We start from the raw sequence: 15,331 nt of genomic DNA, 5'->3' as shown, positions 1-15,331 counted from the left end.
GACACCAACGATTCTTTCAAGCACAGATACAGGCAAGGACTGAAATACAGTGGCTACTCTGGAAATCCGCGATCTGCACGTCAATGTGAAGCAGAGCGACACCGACGCCGAACCCATCCGGATCCTCAAGGGGGTCGACCTGACCATTGAGTCGGGTGCGACGCACGCGATCATGGGCCCGAACGGCTCCGGCAAATCGACGCTGTCGTATGCCATCGCAGGCCACCCCAAGTACGAGGTGACGCAGGGAACCATCACCCTCGACGGTGAAGATGTCCTCGCGATGTCGGTCGACGAGCGCGCGCGGGCCGGTCTGTTCCTGGCGATGCAATACCCCGTCGAGGTACCGGGCGTGTCCATGTCGAACTTCCTGCGCACCGCGGCGACGGCCGTGCGCGGCGAGGCGCCGAAGCTACGGCACTGGGTCAAAGAGACCAAGGAAGCGATGACCGAGCTCGACATCGATCCCTCGTTCAGCGAACGCAGCGTCAACGAAGGATTCTCCGGTGGCGAGAAGAAGCGCCACGAGATCCTTCAGCTCGGACTGCTGAAGCCGAAGATCGCCATCCTGGACGAGACCGACTCCGGCCTGGACGTCGACGCATTGCGCGTCGTGTCCGAGGGTGTCAACCGGTACAAGGAGAACGAGAACGGTGGCGTGCTGCTGATCACGCACTACACCCGCATCCTTCGGTACATCAAGCCGGATTTCGTCCACGTCTTCGTCGCCGGCAAGATCGTCCAGTCCGGCGGACCAGAGCTCGCAGACGAGCTCGAGGACAACGGCTACATCCGATTCACCCAGGCCGCGGGCGTCTGAGGTCAGAACTTTCTGGAGGGCAGACGTGACGACCACCGATCAGAGCTCCTCGGTCGATGCGGGTGCATTGGACGTGACCGCTGTCCGCGCCGACTTCCCGATTCTCGGGCGGACCGTCCGTGACGACAAACCGTTGGTGTACCTCGATTCAGGGGCCACCAGCCAGCGACCGTTGCAGGTGCTCGATGCAGAACGTGATTTCCTGCTCAGCTGCAACGCTGCCGTCCATCGCGGTGCGCATCAGCTGGCCGAGGAGGCCACCGACGCATACGAAGACGCGCGGGCGATCATCGCGGAGTTCGTCGGCGCCGACTTCGACGAACTCGCCTTCACCAAGAACGCGACCGAGTCCCTGAACCTGGTGACGTACACCCTCGGCGACGACCGCAGCGCCGGGGTTCTCGGCGGCAAACGTCTCGGCGTCGGTGACACCGTCGTCATCACCGAACTCGAACACCACGCGAATCTGGTTCCCTGGCAAGAACTGTGCCGACGGACCGGGGCATCTCTGAAGTGGTACGGGGTCACCGATGATGGCCGGATCGATCTCGACTCGCTGGTACTCGACGACACGGTGAAGGTGGTCGCCTTCACCCACCAGTCCAACGTGACCGGGGCCATCGCGGACGTGCCGGAGCTGGTTCGTCGGGCCCGGGCAATCGGTGCACTGGTCGTGCTCGACGCATGCCAGTCGGTTCCCCACATGCCCGTCGACTTCCACGACCTGGATGTCGATTTCGCGGCTTTCTCCGGACACAAGATGTTCGGCCCGTCTGGCGTAGGCGTGCTCTACGGCAAGCGCGAACTGCTGGCGCAGCTGCCGCCTTTCATCACCGGTGGTTCGATGATCGAGACCGTCTCGATGGACGTGTCCACGTATGCGCCTGCTCCGCAACGCTTCGAGGCCGGTGTCCCGATGACCTCGCAGGTGATCGGGCTGGGCGCCGCCGTGCGGTACCTGCAGGTACTGGGCATGAACGCCATTGCGGCGCACGAGCATTCATTGGTCGCAGCCACTCTCGCCGCACTCGGGAAGATCGACGGGGTCCGGATCATCGGACCGACGACCATGGATCGCCGCGGCGGTGCGGTGTCGTTTGTGGTCGACGGTGTGCACGCACACGATCTCGGCCAGATCTTGGACGACGAAGGCGTCGCGATCCGTGTCGGTCATCACTGCGCGTGGCCTCTGCACAAGCGCTTCGGTGTCGCAGCCACCGCGCGCGCGTCGTTTGCGGCGTACAACACCCTCGACGAGGTGGATGCGTTGGCCAAGGCGATTGTCAAGGCCCAGAGGTTCTTCGGCGTGAGCGAAGCGAACGACGACAGTGCGCAGAGCGAGGTGGTTGCCTGATGCGTATGGAACAGATGTACCAGGAAGTGATCCTCGATCACTACAAACATCCGCAGGGTCGCGGCTTGCGAGACCCCTTCGGTGCTGAGGTCCACCACGTGAACCCGACCTGTGGCGACGAGGTGACCTTGCGGGTCCAGTTGTCGGAGGACGGCAGCACAGTCACCGATGTGTCCTACGACGGTCAGGGTTGTTCGATTTCGCAGGCATCGACGTCGGTGATGTTCGAGCAGCTGGTCGGCCATTCCGTCGACGAGGCGCTCGCCACGGTCGACTCGTTCAATTCGATGATGACTTCCCGCGGCAAGGTCGACGGCGATGAAGACATCATCGGAGACGGCGTTGCTTTCGCCGGAGTAAGCAAGTACCCGGCGCGCGTCAAATGCGCGCTGCTGGGATGGATGGCATTCAAAGACGCGTTGGCTCAGACTGTGGTCAACAAAGCGAATTCGGCCAAGGAGTCAGCATGACAGAAGAAGTTCAGACCTCGTTGCCGAAGATCGAGGACATCGAGGAGGCCATGCGCGACGTGGTCGACCCCGAACTCGGCATCAACGTCGTCGATCTCGGACTGGTCTACGGCCTCGACGTCAACAGCGACGCCGTGGCGAAGATCGACATGACCCTCACGTCCGCGGCGTGCCCGCTGACCGATGTCATCGAAGATCAGATCCGATCGGTGTTGATCACTTCGTCGGGTCTGTGCACGGACATCGAACTGAATTGGGTGTGGCTGCCGCCCTGGGGCCCGGACAAGATCACCGACGACGGCCGCGACCAGCTGCGCGCCCTCGGTTTCACAGTCTGACGCGTCTGGGCCGTGGCCGAGACGTTTGAAACCCGTATCGATCGATTGATACGGGAGGCCCAGGAACGGGGCGAGTTCGACAACCTGCGTGGAGCAGGAAAGCCGCTCGACCTCAGTGACGCCGACGACCCCGAGTGGTGGGCAAAACGAAAGATCAAAGAAGAGAATCTCGACGCCTCCGCGCTGCTGCCGCCGACCCTTCAGTTGCGGCGCGAGGCAGCGAGTTACCCGGAATCGCTACGAGACCTGCGTGACGAGGGCGCGGTTCGTGCCGTGTTGGAAGACTTCAACCGGCGAGTCCGTCGAGATCGGCTGGCGCCGAGTCTCGGTCCGGCATCGTATGTCATCGCCAGGACGCTGGACGTCGACGAGATGGTCGAACGCTGGCGCATCTCCCGTCGCTGAGAGCCAGGTGTGTCAAGCGGTGGGCGACTCGAGGTCGGACCATCGAATCTCGATGCCGATCTGCGCACCGATCGCCGGGCCGAGCAGGCGCCCTAGACCAGCGCGCGCTGCGTCGCGCACAGTATCTGCGAGCACCTCGAGGTCGTCGTCGTAGCGTCCGATCAGATCGATGCGCACCCGCTCGACGACCTTTCCGTCGGTGTCGATATGCAGCGCAGCAATCTCTCGTTCACATACATCTTGGACGATGCGCGCGAGCGAGAACCGCAGCGCCCGCGTGTTGACCTCGATACCGGTGCTGTCGGTGGCGACCGGGACGCCACGCCGCACTGCGGCGCGCAATTTGGGCTGGAGCCTGTTGTAGACATCGGTGTCGTCGGTGTGGTTGCCGAGTTCGGCAGCGGCGTCAGCGATCCACAGGTCGTCGTCGTTTGCGGGCTGTGCCATCACAGATCATCCTTTCCGTCACTCGATCGATCTCTGCTTCGCTGCGTCTCGCTTCGATCGTGACTGTCCGGATTCCAGGGCGCAAGTTGTTGCGTCAGATGCGCCCTCGCGCGCTGGAGATGGCCACGTACGGAGCCGCGCGTGATCGCCAGGGCTGTCGCGATCTCATCATGGGACAAACCCTCGACCTCCCGTAGCCACCAGCAGGCTCTCGCGTGGTAACTCAGGCGCTCCAGCTCGACCTGTAACGCCTGGAGAAGGGTCTGTCCGACGTACTGGTCATACGGGTCGGAGTTCCGGCGGTCGGGGCCGTCGAGGCGGTCATCCTCAGTCGGTATCGCCGAGCGGCGTCGGCGCAGGTCGATTGCCTTGCGGGAGGCGATCGTGAACAACCAGGTGCGGAACGAGGACCGCTGCTCGTAGTCCGGGAGATTGCGCCATGCCGCGATGAAGGTCTCCTGGGTGACGTCCTCCGCTGTCGTCGGGTCCGACACCAGTCGCGTGGCGTAACTCAGCAGTGGTCGGAGGTGCCGCCGAACGAGTTCGTCGAAGGCAAGTCTGTCTCCGATGGCTGCGGCACGAATCAGCGAATCTTCGCGCTCATCGTTCACTTGTTAAGCATGCCACAGGCGGTAGTGGTGGAGGTCACTTGTGGTGGCGCGTGCACTTTGCATGCGAGCCATCGTCTAAGTAGGTGGATCGGAAAGATTTGGGTCCACCGAAATCGTGACCATCAACTCAAGGAGCCATTCATGACAACCGCAGCAACAAAGACTGTTGGCGCAACGGGTTCGGCGTCGGATCGAGACATCGTCGCATCGTCCATCGGTGGGGACGTGGTGGCGGGCGATCATGGCAAGACCTCAATCGCCGACGTCGTCATCGCCAAGATCGCCGGCATCGCTACTCGCGAGGTCGACGGTGTCTACGATCTGGGCGGCGGGGCAGCACGCGCAGTCGGAAAGCTGCGCGAGACGATCCCTGGCGCGTCTGCGAACGTCACCCAGGGCGTGTCGGTCGAGGTCGGTGAGCGGCAGGCCGCCGTCGACATCGGGTTGGTTGCCGACTACGGCGTCGCCATTCATCAACTCTCCCAGGCGGTACGGTCCAACGTGATCGATGCGATCGAGAAGATGACCGGTCTCGAAGTAGCCGAGGTCAACGTGACAGTGCACGACGTGCATCTGGACGGCGACGAGATCGGGTCCGACGGCCAGTCCAGCCCGCGAGTCCAGTGAGTGGCTTGCCCGCAGGTGGCGCGACACCCGCCCAGCAGGTCGCGACCGCTGTGACGGACCTGGACGGCGTCGCGGAGCTTCACGGCGGCGTCCTCGGGGAGGTCGCGACCTACCTTCCCGGCGGTCGTGTCAACGGTGTCCGGCTGGACGAGTTCGGTGTCGAGGTCCACGTCGTCCTCTTCGTCGACGACGACATCAGGGCGGTGGCCGCGGAAGTCCAGCGGGTGGCGTCCGGTGTTGTCGGTGTGCCTGCAACCGTGGTGGTCGAGGATGTCGTCGCCAGGGTCTGAGCCGGGCCGCTCGTCTGATCCGGAATACCGACTGCGGCGCAGGCAGATCATCCGCGAGAACCATCCGGACCATGGAGGTCGGTCCGAGACCATGAACGCGGCGCTGGCCCGTCTTGACGCTGAATTCGGAACGGCCGCAAGGCGGGACCAGCCGACCACGTTCGTGCGGACTCGGTCCAGGCGACGGATCTGGCGACGAGTCCTACCCCGGTGGGTTCCGGGAAGTGTTCGTTACATCGATATCTGACTGAGTGATTCGAGAAATGAGTATTCCATGAGCAATACCGTCCTAGGTCTGATCGTGGGCCTGATGTTGGCACTGGCGGTCACCACCGGCGGCTTCTTCGGTCTGCTGATCGCGTTGGTCTTCGGCGCGGTGGGTCTCGCGGTCGGCGCGCATCGCGACGGCCGTATCGATCTCGGTGTGCTGCTGCGGAGCAAGGGCCGTGGCTGACACCGCGATCGCTGAGCGATCTGTGCCGCATGACTTACACGTGCAACCTCCGGCCACGCCCGCCGATCGCGGGGACCTGCACATCGAAGCTCGGGTCTACTCCCAGATCGCGCGCCAGGCAGCGCTGGAGGTCCCGGGTGTCGTTGCGTACTCGGTGACGCTCGGTTCCCTGACCGGCCGCAATCTGCCGCGGGCTCTGGCAGATTCGGCGTCCCGACATCCCGCCATCGCGGTCGAGATCGCCATCGCCTGGCCATCGTCGGCGGCCGAGGTGTCGGCCGCCGTGCAGCGCCACGTCGCCGAGGTGTTGACGCGACTGACCGGTCGCCGGCCCTCGCGGGTCGACGTGGACGTCGTGGAAGTCACGCAATCCGAGTTGCTGCTCAGCGAAGAAATCGGCGACATCGTCTCAGCGCAGCAAGAATCGCCGGATTCGGTGCTGACCCGACATGATCGGACTCCGCGTAGGTACCCGGCCGCGGCACTGCTCGCCGCCCTGCTCGGTCTGGTGGCGGTGCTCGCAGCAGTGGTGGTCGGCCGCGAATACGCGGTGTCCGAGGGCCATTACGATTCCGAGCCCTGGCTGGAAGATGCCGCCGGGTGGTTGTCCGGTACCGCGTGGCAGACGTGGATGGTCACCGCGGCGATCGGCGCCATCGTGGTGGGACTCTGGCTGCTCTACAACGCCATCAGGCCCCGCGCTCGCACCCACCGGGCCATCACGGCCGCACCCGGTGTGTGGACCCGGGACACCGACATCGCGAGGCGGCTCAGCGCGATAGCGCTCGACGACGACACCACGGTCTCGGCCACCACGACGGTTGTCAAAGGGCGGGCGAAGGTGACGGTTCTGGGACAACCAGGCTCCGACGGTGCATCGCTGCGGGAGCGGCTCGACGACGCGCTCCAGTGGCTCGAGTCGCCGCCGAAAATCGTGCTGGACCACAGCGCGCCCCCGCTCCCGGCCGATATGACGGAAGGACTTTCGACGTGAGACGCACGGTACACATAGTTGATCGACTGGTGGTCGCGACAGCCGGTGTGGCACTGGTCGCGGGCGGGGTGGTGGCAGTGCTGTGGTGGCAGGGTGTCGCAGTGGTCGTGGACTCGCTCGAGAGGGTGGACAACACCGCAATCGACACGGCAGCAGACCAGTCCTGGTGGTCGTGGGCGCTGCTCGCCACGACCGTCATTCTCGCCGTGCTCGGTGTGTCGCTGTTGATCGCCAATCTACGACCGAATCGGTTCCGCACGGCGTCGGTGGGCTCCGATTCCCCCATGGTCGGTGGAACCTGTGCGGTGTCGGTCACTGACGTGGGCAAGGCGGCTGCGAAGTCGCTGGAGCGGCACCGCCGAATCCAGTCGACGCGAACCCGCAGTTACGTCGAGGGAAAGACGCCGATCCTCGAGTTGACCATCACCGCCGACCCGACCGCTGACGGCCGTGACCTCATCGAGGTGCTGAGGGCAGTCCGCCACCAAGTGCAGCGTTCGCTCGCGGGGTCTGACGTCGAGGTCCAGATGCTTCTTCATCGCGGCGCCAACAACTGAACGTCACCCGTTCTCCGAACGCATTGCCGATCGGATTATGTTGCCAGACAACTTCATATCTGCGTGAAATGCGGTTCCGGCCATTGCCCCGAGGGTTCCCCCGACGTGTCGGCGGCCGCTGAGGTAGGCGCGGCGATGACGAGCCGGAGCTGCGAAGAACGCATCGAAGAATCCCGCGAGATCCGATTGGGGCAGGTTGAGCAGAGCCGTCAACCCACGCACGCGCAACCGGTACACCGCCCTCGCCTGCCACGGCCACAGCGCCCGGGCCGGATCGTCGCCGGTGGCCACGGCGCCGATCAGTTCATCTGCTGCGCTCAGCGACTCGGCGACGCTGTAACCCGTTGCCGGGTGCAACATCCCACCTCCGGCTCCGAACCTGAGTGGCCTGCCGGGTTGCCAGGGACGACGTGCGGTGTCGAGTAGTGCGAAGTGCACCTTCTCCGTGTCCAGGACGTCGAGGTCACTGATATCGAGTCCGAGGTGTCCGAGTCGCGCGGTGAGACGTCCGCGCAGTTCTCGGATCGACATCGCCGGCGCAGCAGCCAGGCATGTCTCTTCCAGAAGAACCCGGTCGTCGTCGAGCGGGATCACGTAGAGGAACGTCGGGGTCGGATCATCGTGTGCGCCACGCCAATCCATGAGGATGGCCCCGGCGCCTTCGAGTATTGGTTCGGCAACCGACCGTGCCACGACGATCCCGTACGCGGTTTGCGCGGGGGCGCGGGGATCACGCAAACCTCGTGCATCCACCACGCAGCGGGCTCGCACCACGGTGCCGTCGTCGAGTTGCACCGAATCGCGTCCGACGACCGCGGCCCGATGCGGCTGAACGGAGACGCCGTCAAGCGTCAGCGACTCCTGGAGTTCCGCTGTTCCCAACGTGACGTATGCCCTGTCGAGCACCTTCCGCGCCGGCGTGTATACCGCGACGGTCGGGCTTGAGGCAGTCACCACCGATGGCATGAGCCAGTCGGGAAGGTCGTCGGCCCACGCTGCGTAGGTGGGCTTCCAGCGCGCGTCGACGTCGGGGTCGATGATGGACGCGCACAGACCCGCGCCCGCGCCGCGGTGGGCGATTGCGCGGCCGGCGGGACCGGCTCCGACCACGGCGAGGTCGACGAGATGGTTCGTCATACGGGCACCGTATCGTTTTGGCGTACACTGGCGCGTCGTGATTACGGCAACTGACCTCGAAGTGCGCGCAGGCGTACGCACCCTCCTGAGCGCCCCTGGTCCGGCGCTACGGGTGCAGCCCGGCGACCGCATCGGGTTGGTCGGCCGCAACGGTGCCGGCAAGACCACCACGATGCGCATTCTGGCCGGTGAAGGCGAACCTTACGCCGGTTCGATCACCAACAGTGGTGAGATCGGCTACTTGCCCCAGGATCCGCGTGAGGGCGATCTGGAGGTGCTTGCGAAGGACCGGGTGCTCTCCGCCCGCGGTCTCGACACCCTCTTGCGCGATCTGGAGAAGCAGCAGGCGCTGATGGCCGAGGTCGTCGACGAGAAGGCGCGCGACAAGGCTGTCGATCGCTACGGAGTACTCGAGGATCGGTTCTCGTCGCTCGGCGGATATGTCGCCGAATCCGAGGCCGCTCGGATCTGCAACAGTCTCGGGCTACCCGACCGGGTGCTCGCGCAGCCGCTGCGGACACTCTCGGGCGGACAGCGCCGTCGCATCGAGCTCGCCCGCATCCTCTTCGCGGCCTCGGACGGTAGCGGCGGTAAGTCGGGTACCACCTTGTTGCTCGACGAGCCGACCAACCACCTCGACGCCGACTCCATCACCTGGCTGCGGTCATTCCTGCTCAACCACGACGGCGGCTTGGTGGTCATCAGTCACGACGTCGAGCTGCTCGGCGAGGTGGTGAATCGCGTGTGGTTCCTCGATGCCGTTCGAGGCGAGGCCGACATCTACAACATGAGCTGGCAGAAATATCTCGACGCGCGTGCGACAGACGAACAGCGACGTAAACGAGAACGTGCCAACGCCGAGAAGAAGGCGGGCGCTCTCCGCGTCCAGGCAGCCAAGATGGGGGCGAAGGCCACCAAAGCCGTTGCTGCTCAGAACATGCTGAAACGCGCCGAGCGGATGATCGAGAACCTCGACGACGAGCGGGTGGCCGATCGCACCGCCAAGATCAGATTCCCGGATCCGGCGTCGTGCGGCAAGACCCCGTTGATGGCGTCGGGGCTGACGAAGATGTACGGATCGCTGGAGATCTTCGCCGGCGTCGATCTCGCCATCGACCGGGGGAGCCGCGTGGTCGTCCTCGGTCTCAACGGCGCGGGTAAGACCACGCTGTTGCGACTGCTGGCAGGCGTCGAAACCGCCGAACGGGGCACGCTGGAACCCGGATACGGGCTGAAGATCGGCTATTTCGCCCAGGAGCACGAAACGCTCGACGATCAGGCCAGCGTCTGGGACAACATCCGCCACGCCGCACCCGACGCGGGCGAGCAGGACCTGCGCGGGCTTCTCGGCGCGTTCATGTTCACCGGTCCGCAGCTCGATCAGCCCGCAGGAACGCTGTCGGGCGGTGAGAAGACCCGTCTGGCGCTGGCGGGGTTGGTCTCGTCTGCAGCCAATGTGCTGTTGCTCGACGAGCCCACCAACAACCTCGATCCGATCTCGCGTGAGCAGGTCCTGGACGCGCTCCGTAGTTACAAGGGCGCCGTGGTCCTCGTCACCCACGATCCGGGTGCGGCGGCGGCGCTGGATCCGCAACGCGTGATCCTGCTGCCCGACGGCACCGAGGATCACTGGTCGGCGGACTACCAGGAGATCATCGAACTGGCCTAGCCCGATCTTGGTGGGTTTCGGCGAGCGTTCGCCCAGGTCGCGGTCGCCAAAACCCACCAAAATCGGGAGTTCGGGTCAGACGTACCGGGCCTGGAGTTCACGTTTGACGAGCTTGCCGGTCGGTGTGCGCGGCAGTGAATCGACGAAGTCGATACTCTTCGGCACCTTGTAATGCGCCAGCCGTGACCGCGCCAAATCGGTCAGTTCTGTCGCCAACTCATCGGTCCCCTCGATCCCTGGCTCGAGTTGCACGCACGCCTTCGCGACCTCGCCGAGGTCGGGGTCGGGCACGCCGATGATGCCGATGTCGAAGACGGCGGGATGACCGATGAGGATGTTCTCGGCCTCCTGCGGATAGATGTTGACGCCTCCGGAGATGATCATGAACGACTTGCGGTCGGTCAGATACAGGAATCCCTCGTCGTCGACATAACCGACGTCGCCGCTTGTGGTCCACGCGGGATGGTCGGGATGCTGCGCAGCCCTGGTCTTCTCGGGATCGTTGTAATACTCGAAGGGCAACTCGTCGCGCTCGAAGTACACCGTGCCGATCTCACCCGTCGGGAGTAGAGTGCCGTCGTCGGCACAGATCCGGATCACGCCGAGCAGTGGTTGACCGACCGAGCCGGGATGGGCGAGCGCCTGCTCGCTGTTGATGAAGGTGGCTCCCGAACCTTCGGTCGATGCGTAGTACTCGTGAATGACCGGGCCCCACCAGGCAATCATTGCCTGCTTGACCTCGGGTGGGCACGGTGCAGCGGCGTGGATCGCGATCTTGAGGCTGCTCACGTCGTACTTCATGCGAGTTTCCTCGGGCAGTTTGAGCATGCGGATGAACATCGTCGGCACCCACTGACTGTGGGTCACCTTGTACTCGTCGATCAGCTGCAGTGCGCCTTCGGCGTCGAAGCGATCCATCAGGACCACGGTGCCGCCGACCGAATTGACCATGCCGCAATAACGCAGCGGCGCTGCGTGATACAGCGGGGCGGGGCATAGGTAAACGCACTCTTGGTCGAAGCCGTAGATAAGGGAGAAGACGGCGGTGTAGGGATCGGAGATCTCGTTCACCTGGCCGTCCTGCAACGGTACCTTGATGCCTTTGGGACGTCCTGTCGTCCCTGACGAATACAGCATGTCCTGACCGCGCGGTTGATCGCCCAGGGGCGCATCCGACGCGGCTGCGAGGATTTTGTCGTACGACTCGAAACCAGCGATCTCGCCGGCCCATGCGATGCGGTGGGTGACCGTCGGCACCTGCTCGACGGCGGAGACCGCATCGGCGACCTCGGCAGAGGCGAACAGAGCTACTGCTCCGCAATCGCCGAGGATGTAGTTGGTCTCGTCCGCGGTGAGATGGTTGTTGATGGCGGTCACGTACATGCCTGAACGTACTGCCGCCCAATAGATCACGAGCATCCGGATGTCGTTGGTGGATACCATCGCCACGCTGTCACCTCGGCTGAGGCCGAGGTCGCGTAGATAGTGGGCGAGTTTTATCGAGTCGCGATCGAGCTCCGCGTAGGTGATCGACTCACCGGTCGCGGGGCGCACGACCGCGACCTTGTCAGGGGTGGTGGCGACAAAATTGCCCGGGAACATCTATGACCTCCGGCTCTGGCGGTCGGCCGTCAGTTCGGCCACCGTATGTTAACCAGAACTATCACACGGCCACGTACTCCCGAGGCTTATTGAGGTCGGCGAACCGACGCTTCGACGAGGTCGAGCACGGCATGCAGATCGTCTGTCGCCGAGCCCGTGGCCAAACGAGTGGTCAGACCGTCGAGGATCAGATCGAGGTAGGCGACCAGCACAGTCGTGGGGATGTCGTCGCGTAGTCGGCCCGCCGTTCGCTGACGTTCGAGCCGAGCCAGCGTCGCCGACTCGAGCTCTGCCGACCGAGCCTTCCACTCGGTACGAAAACCGGGGTCCGTCCGCAACTTTCGTGCGATCTCCAGCCGGGTACCCAGCCAGTCGAAGTCCTCCGGCCGGTTGAGCATGTCGCGCATGACCTGGACAAGACCCTGATTGGCCGCGACGTCAGCCATCCTCTCGGCGTCCTCGTGCGCCAGCGCGAGGAACAACGCCTCCTTGTCCCGGAAGTGATGGAATATCGCACCCCGAGACAGGGACGTTGCCTCCTCGAGCCGGCGCACGGTGGCGCCGTCGTAGCCGAACTCGGCAAAACAACGGCGCGCACCGTCGAGGATCTGATGCCGCCGGGCTTCCAGGTGGTCTTGGCTTACCTTCGGCAACGCCCCTGGTCCTCGGTCAGCTCTTGAGCATGTTGCGCAGGACGTACTGCAGGATGCCGCCGTTGCGGTAGTACTCGGCCTCACCGGGGGTGTCGATGCGAACAACTGCGTCGAACTCGATCTTCTCGCCGCTGTCCTTGGTCGCGGTGACCTTGACCGTCTTCGGAGTCGTGCCCTCGTTGAGCTCGGTGATGCCCGCGATGTCGAACACCTCGGTGCCGTCGATCCCCAGCGACTTGTAGCTCTCGCCCTCGGGGAACTGCAGAGGCACGACGCCCATGCCGATCAGGTTGGAGCGGTGGATGCGCTCGAATGATTCGACGATGACCGCCCGGACGCCGAGGAGCATGGTGCCCTTGGCCGCCCAGTCACGCGAGGAACCGGACCCGTATTCCTTGCCGCCGAGGACGACCAGCGGGGTGCCCGCGTCCTGGTAGTTCTTGGAGGCATCGAAGATGAAGGACTGCGGTCCACCCTCCTGGGTGAAGTCGCGGGTGTATCCACCACTGACGTCGTCGAGCAGCTGGTTCTTCAGGCGGATGTTCGCGAAGGTTCCGCGAATCATCACCTCGTGGTTGCCACGCCGCGACCCCAGCGAGTTGTAGTCCTTGCGCTCGACACCGTGCTCGTCGAGATACTGCGCTGCCGGCGTACCGGGCTTGATGGCACCGGCGGGGGAGATGTGGTCCGTGGTGACCGAATCGCCGAGTGCGGCAAGCACCCGAGCACCGGTGATGTCGGTGACCGGCTCGGGATCCTTGGACATGCCGTCGAAGTACGGCGCCTTCCGGACGTAGGTGGAGTTCTCGTCCCACTCGAAGATGTCACCCTCGGGCGTGGGCAGATTGCGCCAGCGCTCGTCACCCTTGAAGACGTCGGCATACGACTTCGTGAACATCTCCTGGCTGATCGCCTGGGCGATGGTGTCCTCGATCTCCTTGGTGGAGGGCCAGATGTCCTTCAGGAAGACGTCCTTGCCGTCGGTGCTCTTGCCGAGGGAATCGTTCTCGAAGTCGAAGTCCATCGTGCCGGCGATGCCGTAGGCGATGACCAGCGGCGGCGACGCGAGGTAGTTCATCTTCACGTCAGGGGAGATACGTCCCTCGAAGTTTCGGTTGCCCGACAGCACGGCGGTGGCCGTGAGGTCGTTGTCGTTGATCGCCTTCGACACCTCTTCCGGCAGCGGGCCGGTGTTGCCGATGCAGGTGGTGCATCCGTAGCCGCCGAGGTAGTACCCGAGCTTCTCGAGATACGGCCACAGACCGGCCTTCTCGTAGTAGTCGGTGACGACCTGCGAGCCCGGCGCCATGTTGGTCTTCACCCACGGTTTGGTGGTCAGACCCAGGTCGACGGCCTTCTTGGCCAGAAGCGCGGCACCGATCATGACGGTCGGGTTGGACGTGTTGGTGCATGAGGTGATGCCCGCGACCACGACCGCGCCGTGGTCGAGTACGAACTCGCCGCGCTCGTCGGAGACACACTTGACCGGCTTGCTCGGACGGCCCTCGGCGCCATTGGCTGCCGACTGCACGTTGACCGCGCCGTCATCGGCAAACGAGAGCGTCGCCGGATCGCTGGCCGGGAACGACTCTTCAATTGCCTCGTCGAGCTGGGTGTGGTCGGTCGGGTGGTTCTCGCCGACGTACTGGTGGATGTCCTTACGGAACGCGGTTTTGGCCTCCGACAACAGGATCCGGTCCTGCGGGCGCTTCGGGCCCGCGATGGACGGGACGACGGTGCCGAGGTCGAGTTCGAGATACTCGGAGAACACCGGCTCCTTGGACGGGTCGTGCCACATGCCCTGTTCCTTGGCGTAGGCCTCGACGAGTGCGAGCTGCTCCTCGTCTCGACCGGTCAGGCGCAGGTAGTCGACGGTGACCTCGTCGATGGGGAACATCGCTGCGGTGGAACCGAACTCGGGGCTCATGTTGCCCAGGGTCGCCCGGTTTGCCAGGGGGACCTCGGCGACGCCGTCGCCATAGAACTCGACGAACTTGCCGACCACCCCGTGATTACGCAGCATCTCGGTGACCGTCAGTACGACGTCGGTGGCGGTCACACCCGGCTTGATCGCGCCGGAGAGCTTGAAGCCGACGACGCGGGGGATCAGCATCGAGATCGGCTGCCCGAGCATGGCGGCCTCGGCCTCGATACCACCGACGCCCCAGCCCAGGACACCCAAGCCGTTTTCCATGGTGGTGTGCGAGTCGGTGCCGACGCAGGTATCCGGGTAGGCCTGACCGTTACGCACCATGATCGACCGGGCGAGGTGCTCGATGTTGACCTGGTGGACGATGCCGGTGCCCGGGGGGACGACCTTGAAGTCGTCGAACGCACCCTGGCCCCAGCGCAAGAACTGGTAGCGCTCGCCGTTGCGCTGGTACTCGAGGTCGACGTTGCGCTCGAAGGCGTCGGCGCGCCCGAAGACGTCGATGATCACCGAGTGGTCGATCACCATCTCCGCCGGGGCCAGCGGGTTGACCTTGGTGGGATCGCCGCCCAGTGCGGTGACCGCCTCGCGCATGGTCGACAGGTCGACGATGCAGGGCACACCGGTGAAGTCCTGCATGAGGACGCGGGCAGGGGTGAACTGGATCTCGATGCTCGGATCGGCAGAGGGATCCCACTGCGCGATCGCCTTGATGTGATCCTCGGTGATGTTCGCGCCGTCTTCGGTGCGCAGCAGGTTCTCCGCGAGCACCTTGAGGGAGTAGGGGAGTTTTTCTGTTCCCTCGACCGCGCTGAGTCGGAAGATCTCATATGAGTTGTCTCCAACGGTCAACGTGCCGCGGGCGCCAAAGGAATCAATACTCATCGCTTGCGTCAGCTCCACTCTTCGTGTTGTCGGCCGGCGGGGCTGCGCCGGTCATTGTTTGTCGGCGGTGTCAGCGGCTGTGTCGCCG

Annotated in this window: 17 protein-coding genes; 11 read left to right on the top strand and 6 right to left on the bottom strand. The window is 64.4% G+C overall.

Annotated features, from left to right (window positions below; genetic code table 11):
- The first annotated feature begins 49 nt into the window (after positions 1-49).
- From sufC to J3S28_RS06465, 5 genes are read left to right on the top strand one after another with little or no spacing between them, the layout of a single operon-like run.
- On the top strand, positions 50-820 hold the full coding sequence (gene sufC / locus J3S28_RS06485) for a Fe-S cluster assembly ATPase SufC (RefSeq protein ID WP_207838949.1): 771 nt from the start codon (positions 50-52) through the stop codon (positions 818-820).
- Positions 821-845: 25 nt separating this feature from the next.
- Positions 846-2,174, top strand: coding sequence for a cysteine desulfurase (locus J3S28_RS06480; protein WP_207838947.1), 1,329 nt, complete (start codon positions 846-848; stop codon positions 2,172-2,174).
- Positions 2,174-2,644, top strand: a complete 471-nt coding sequence (sufU, locus tag J3S28_RS06475; protein ID WP_207838946.1) for a Fe-S cluster assembly sulfur transfer protein SufU — start codon at positions 2,174-2,176, stop codon at positions 2,642-2,644. The genes J3S28_RS06480 and sufU overlap by 1 nt, the downstream gene beginning before the upstream one ends.
- Positions 2,641-2,982, top strand: a complete 342-nt coding sequence (locus J3S28_RS06470; RefSeq protein WP_084836877.1) for a metal-sulfur cluster assembly factor — start codon at positions 2,641-2,643, stop codon at positions 2,980-2,982. The genes sufU and J3S28_RS06470 overlap by 4 nt, the downstream gene beginning before the upstream one ends.
- Before the next feature lie 12 nt (positions 2,983-2,994).
- Complete coding sequence (locus J3S28_RS06465; protein ID WP_207838944.1) at positions 2,995-3,387, top strand: DnaJ family domain-containing protein; 393 nt, start codon at positions 2,995-2,997, stop codon at positions 3,385-3,387.
- Positions 3,388-3,399: 12 nt separating this feature from the next.
- Here the strand turns inward: J3S28_RS06465 and J3S28_RS06460 are convergent, their stop codons facing one another.
- Positions 3,400-3,834 carry a hypothetical protein gene (locus tag J3S28_RS06460; RefSeq protein ID WP_207838941.1) on the bottom strand — a complete coding sequence of 145 codons (435 nt, stop codon included), beginning with the start codon at positions 3,832-3,834 and terminating at the stop codon, positions 3,400-3,402.
- Positions 3,834-4,445 (bottom strand): RNA polymerase sigma factor, encoded by a 612-nt coding sequence (locus J3S28_RS06455; RefSeq protein WP_207838938.1) that lies wholly within the window; start codon positions 4,443-4,445, stop codon positions 3,834-3,836. The genes J3S28_RS06460 and J3S28_RS06455 overlap by 1 nt, the downstream gene beginning before the upstream one ends.
- 141 nt (positions 4,446-4,586) lie before the next feature.
- On the opposite strand from J3S28_RS06455, the gene J3S28_RS06450 reads away from it, so the two are divergent.
- From J3S28_RS06450 to J3S28_RS06430, 5 genes are all read left to right on the top strand, one after another.
- A complete protein-coding gene (locus J3S28_RS06450) occupies positions 4,587-5,072 on the top strand; it encodes an Asp23/Gls24 family envelope stress response protein (RefSeq protein WP_207838935.1) in 486 nt (161 codons plus the stop codon).
- Positions 5,069-5,362, top strand: coding sequence for a hypothetical protein (locus J3S28_RS06445; protein ID WP_307796899.1), 294 nt, complete (start codon positions 5,069-5,071; stop codon positions 5,360-5,362). Before J3S28_RS06450 ends, J3S28_RS06445 begins: the two co-directional genes overlap by 4 nt.
- 274 nt (positions 5,363-5,636) lie before the next feature.
- Positions 5,637-5,816, top strand: coding sequence for a DUF2273 domain-containing protein (locus J3S28_RS06440; RefSeq protein ID WP_084836884.1), 180 nt, complete (start codon positions 5,637-5,639; stop codon positions 5,814-5,816).
- Positions 5,809-6,810, top strand: coding sequence for an Asp23/Gls24 family envelope stress response protein (locus J3S28_RS06435; RefSeq protein WP_207838932.1), 1,002 nt, complete (start codon positions 5,809-5,811; stop codon positions 6,808-6,810). The genes J3S28_RS06440 and J3S28_RS06435 overlap by 8 nt, the downstream gene beginning before the upstream one ends.
- Positions 6,807-7,367 carry an Asp23/Gls24 family envelope stress response protein gene (locus tag J3S28_RS06430; protein WP_207838929.1) on the top strand — a complete coding sequence of 187 codons (561 nt, stop codon included), beginning with the start codon at positions 6,807-6,809 and terminating at the stop codon, positions 7,365-7,367. The genes J3S28_RS06435 and J3S28_RS06430 overlap by 4 nt, the downstream gene beginning before the upstream one ends.
- 3 nt (positions 7,368-7,370) lie before the next feature.
- On the opposite strand, the gene J3S28_RS06425 is transcribed toward J3S28_RS06430, so the two are convergent.
- The gene (locus tag J3S28_RS06425; protein ID WP_207838926.1) at positions 7,371-8,504 is read right to left on the bottom strand and encodes a lycopene cyclase family protein; all 1,134 of its coding nucleotides are present in this window, start codon (positions 8,502-8,504) and stop codon (positions 7,371-7,373) included.
- A 37-nt stretch (positions 8,505-8,541) separates the two neighbouring features.
- On the opposite strand from J3S28_RS06425, the gene J3S28_RS06420 reads away from it, so the two are divergent.
- The gene (locus J3S28_RS06420; protein WP_207838923.1) at positions 8,542-10,173 is read left to right on the top strand and encodes an ABC-F family ATP-binding cassette domain-containing protein; all 1,632 of its coding nucleotides are present in this window, start codon (positions 8,542-8,544) and stop codon (positions 10,171-10,173) included.
- A gap of 75 nt (positions 10,174-10,248) precedes the next feature.
- Here the strand turns inward: J3S28_RS06420 and J3S28_RS06415 are convergent, their stop codons facing one another.
- From J3S28_RS06415 to acnA, 3 genes are all read right to left on the bottom strand, one after another.
- Positions 10,249-11,775: an AMP-binding protein gene (locus tag J3S28_RS06415; protein WP_207838920.1), complete on the bottom strand. Its 1,527-nt coding sequence runs from the start codon at positions 11,773-11,775 to the stop codon at positions 10,249-10,251.
- An 86-nt stretch (positions 11,776-11,861) separates the two neighbouring features.
- Positions 11,862-12,428, bottom strand: a complete 567-nt coding sequence (locus tag J3S28_RS06410) for a TetR/AcrR family transcriptional regulator (RefSeq protein ID WP_207838917.1) — start codon at positions 12,426-12,428, stop codon at positions 11,862-11,864.
- Between the two features lie 16 nt (positions 12,429-12,444).
- The gene (gene acnA, locus J3S28_RS06405; RefSeq protein ID WP_207838913.1) at positions 12,445-15,243 is read right to left on the bottom strand and encodes an aconitate hydratase AcnA; all 2,799 of its coding nucleotides are present in this window, start codon (positions 15,241-15,243) and stop codon (positions 12,445-12,447) included.
- Positions 15,244-15,331: the final 88 nt, after the last annotated feature.

Origin of the sequence: Williamsia soli (assembly GCF_017377795.1) — a bacterium.
Lineage (GTDB): Bacteria > Actinomycetota > Actinomycetes > Mycobacteriales > Mycobacteriaceae > Williamsia > Williamsia soli.
This window is presented reverse-complemented; position numbering and strand designations above follow the sequence as displayed.

Bases quoted from the DNA above. Each gene is read 5' to 3' on its own strand.
- sufU (WP_207838946.1), top strand. From the start codon at position 2,174: ATGCGTATGGAACAGATGTACCAGGAAGTGATCCTCGATCACTACAAA.
- J3S28_RS06470 (WP_084836877.1), top strand. From the start codon at position 2,641: ATGACAGAAGAAGTTCAGACCTCGTTGCCGAAGATCGAGGACATCGAG.
- J3S28_RS06460 (WP_207838941.1), bottom strand. From the start codon at position 3,834: ATGGCACAGCCCGCAAACGACGACGACCTGTGGATCGCTGACGCCGCT.
- J3S28_RS06450 (WP_207838935.1), top strand. From the start codon at position 4,587: ATGACAACCGCAGCAACAAAGACTGTTGGCGCAACGGGTTCGGCGTCG.
- J3S28_RS06440 (WP_084836884.1), top strand. From the start codon at position 5,637: ATGAGCAATACCGTCCTAGGTCTGATCGTGGGCCTGATGTTGGCACTG.
- J3S28_RS06425 (WP_207838926.1), bottom strand. From the start codon at position 8,504: ATGACGAACCATCTCGTCGACCTCGCCGTGGTCGGAGCCGGTCCCGCC.
- J3S28_RS06415 (WP_207838920.1), bottom strand. From the start codon at position 11,775: ATGTTCCCGGGCAATTTTGTCGCCACCACCCCTGACAAGGTCGCGGTC.
- acnA (WP_207838913.1), bottom strand. From the start codon at position 15,243: ATGAGTATTGATTCCTTTGGCGCCCGCGGCACGTTGACCGTTGGAGAC.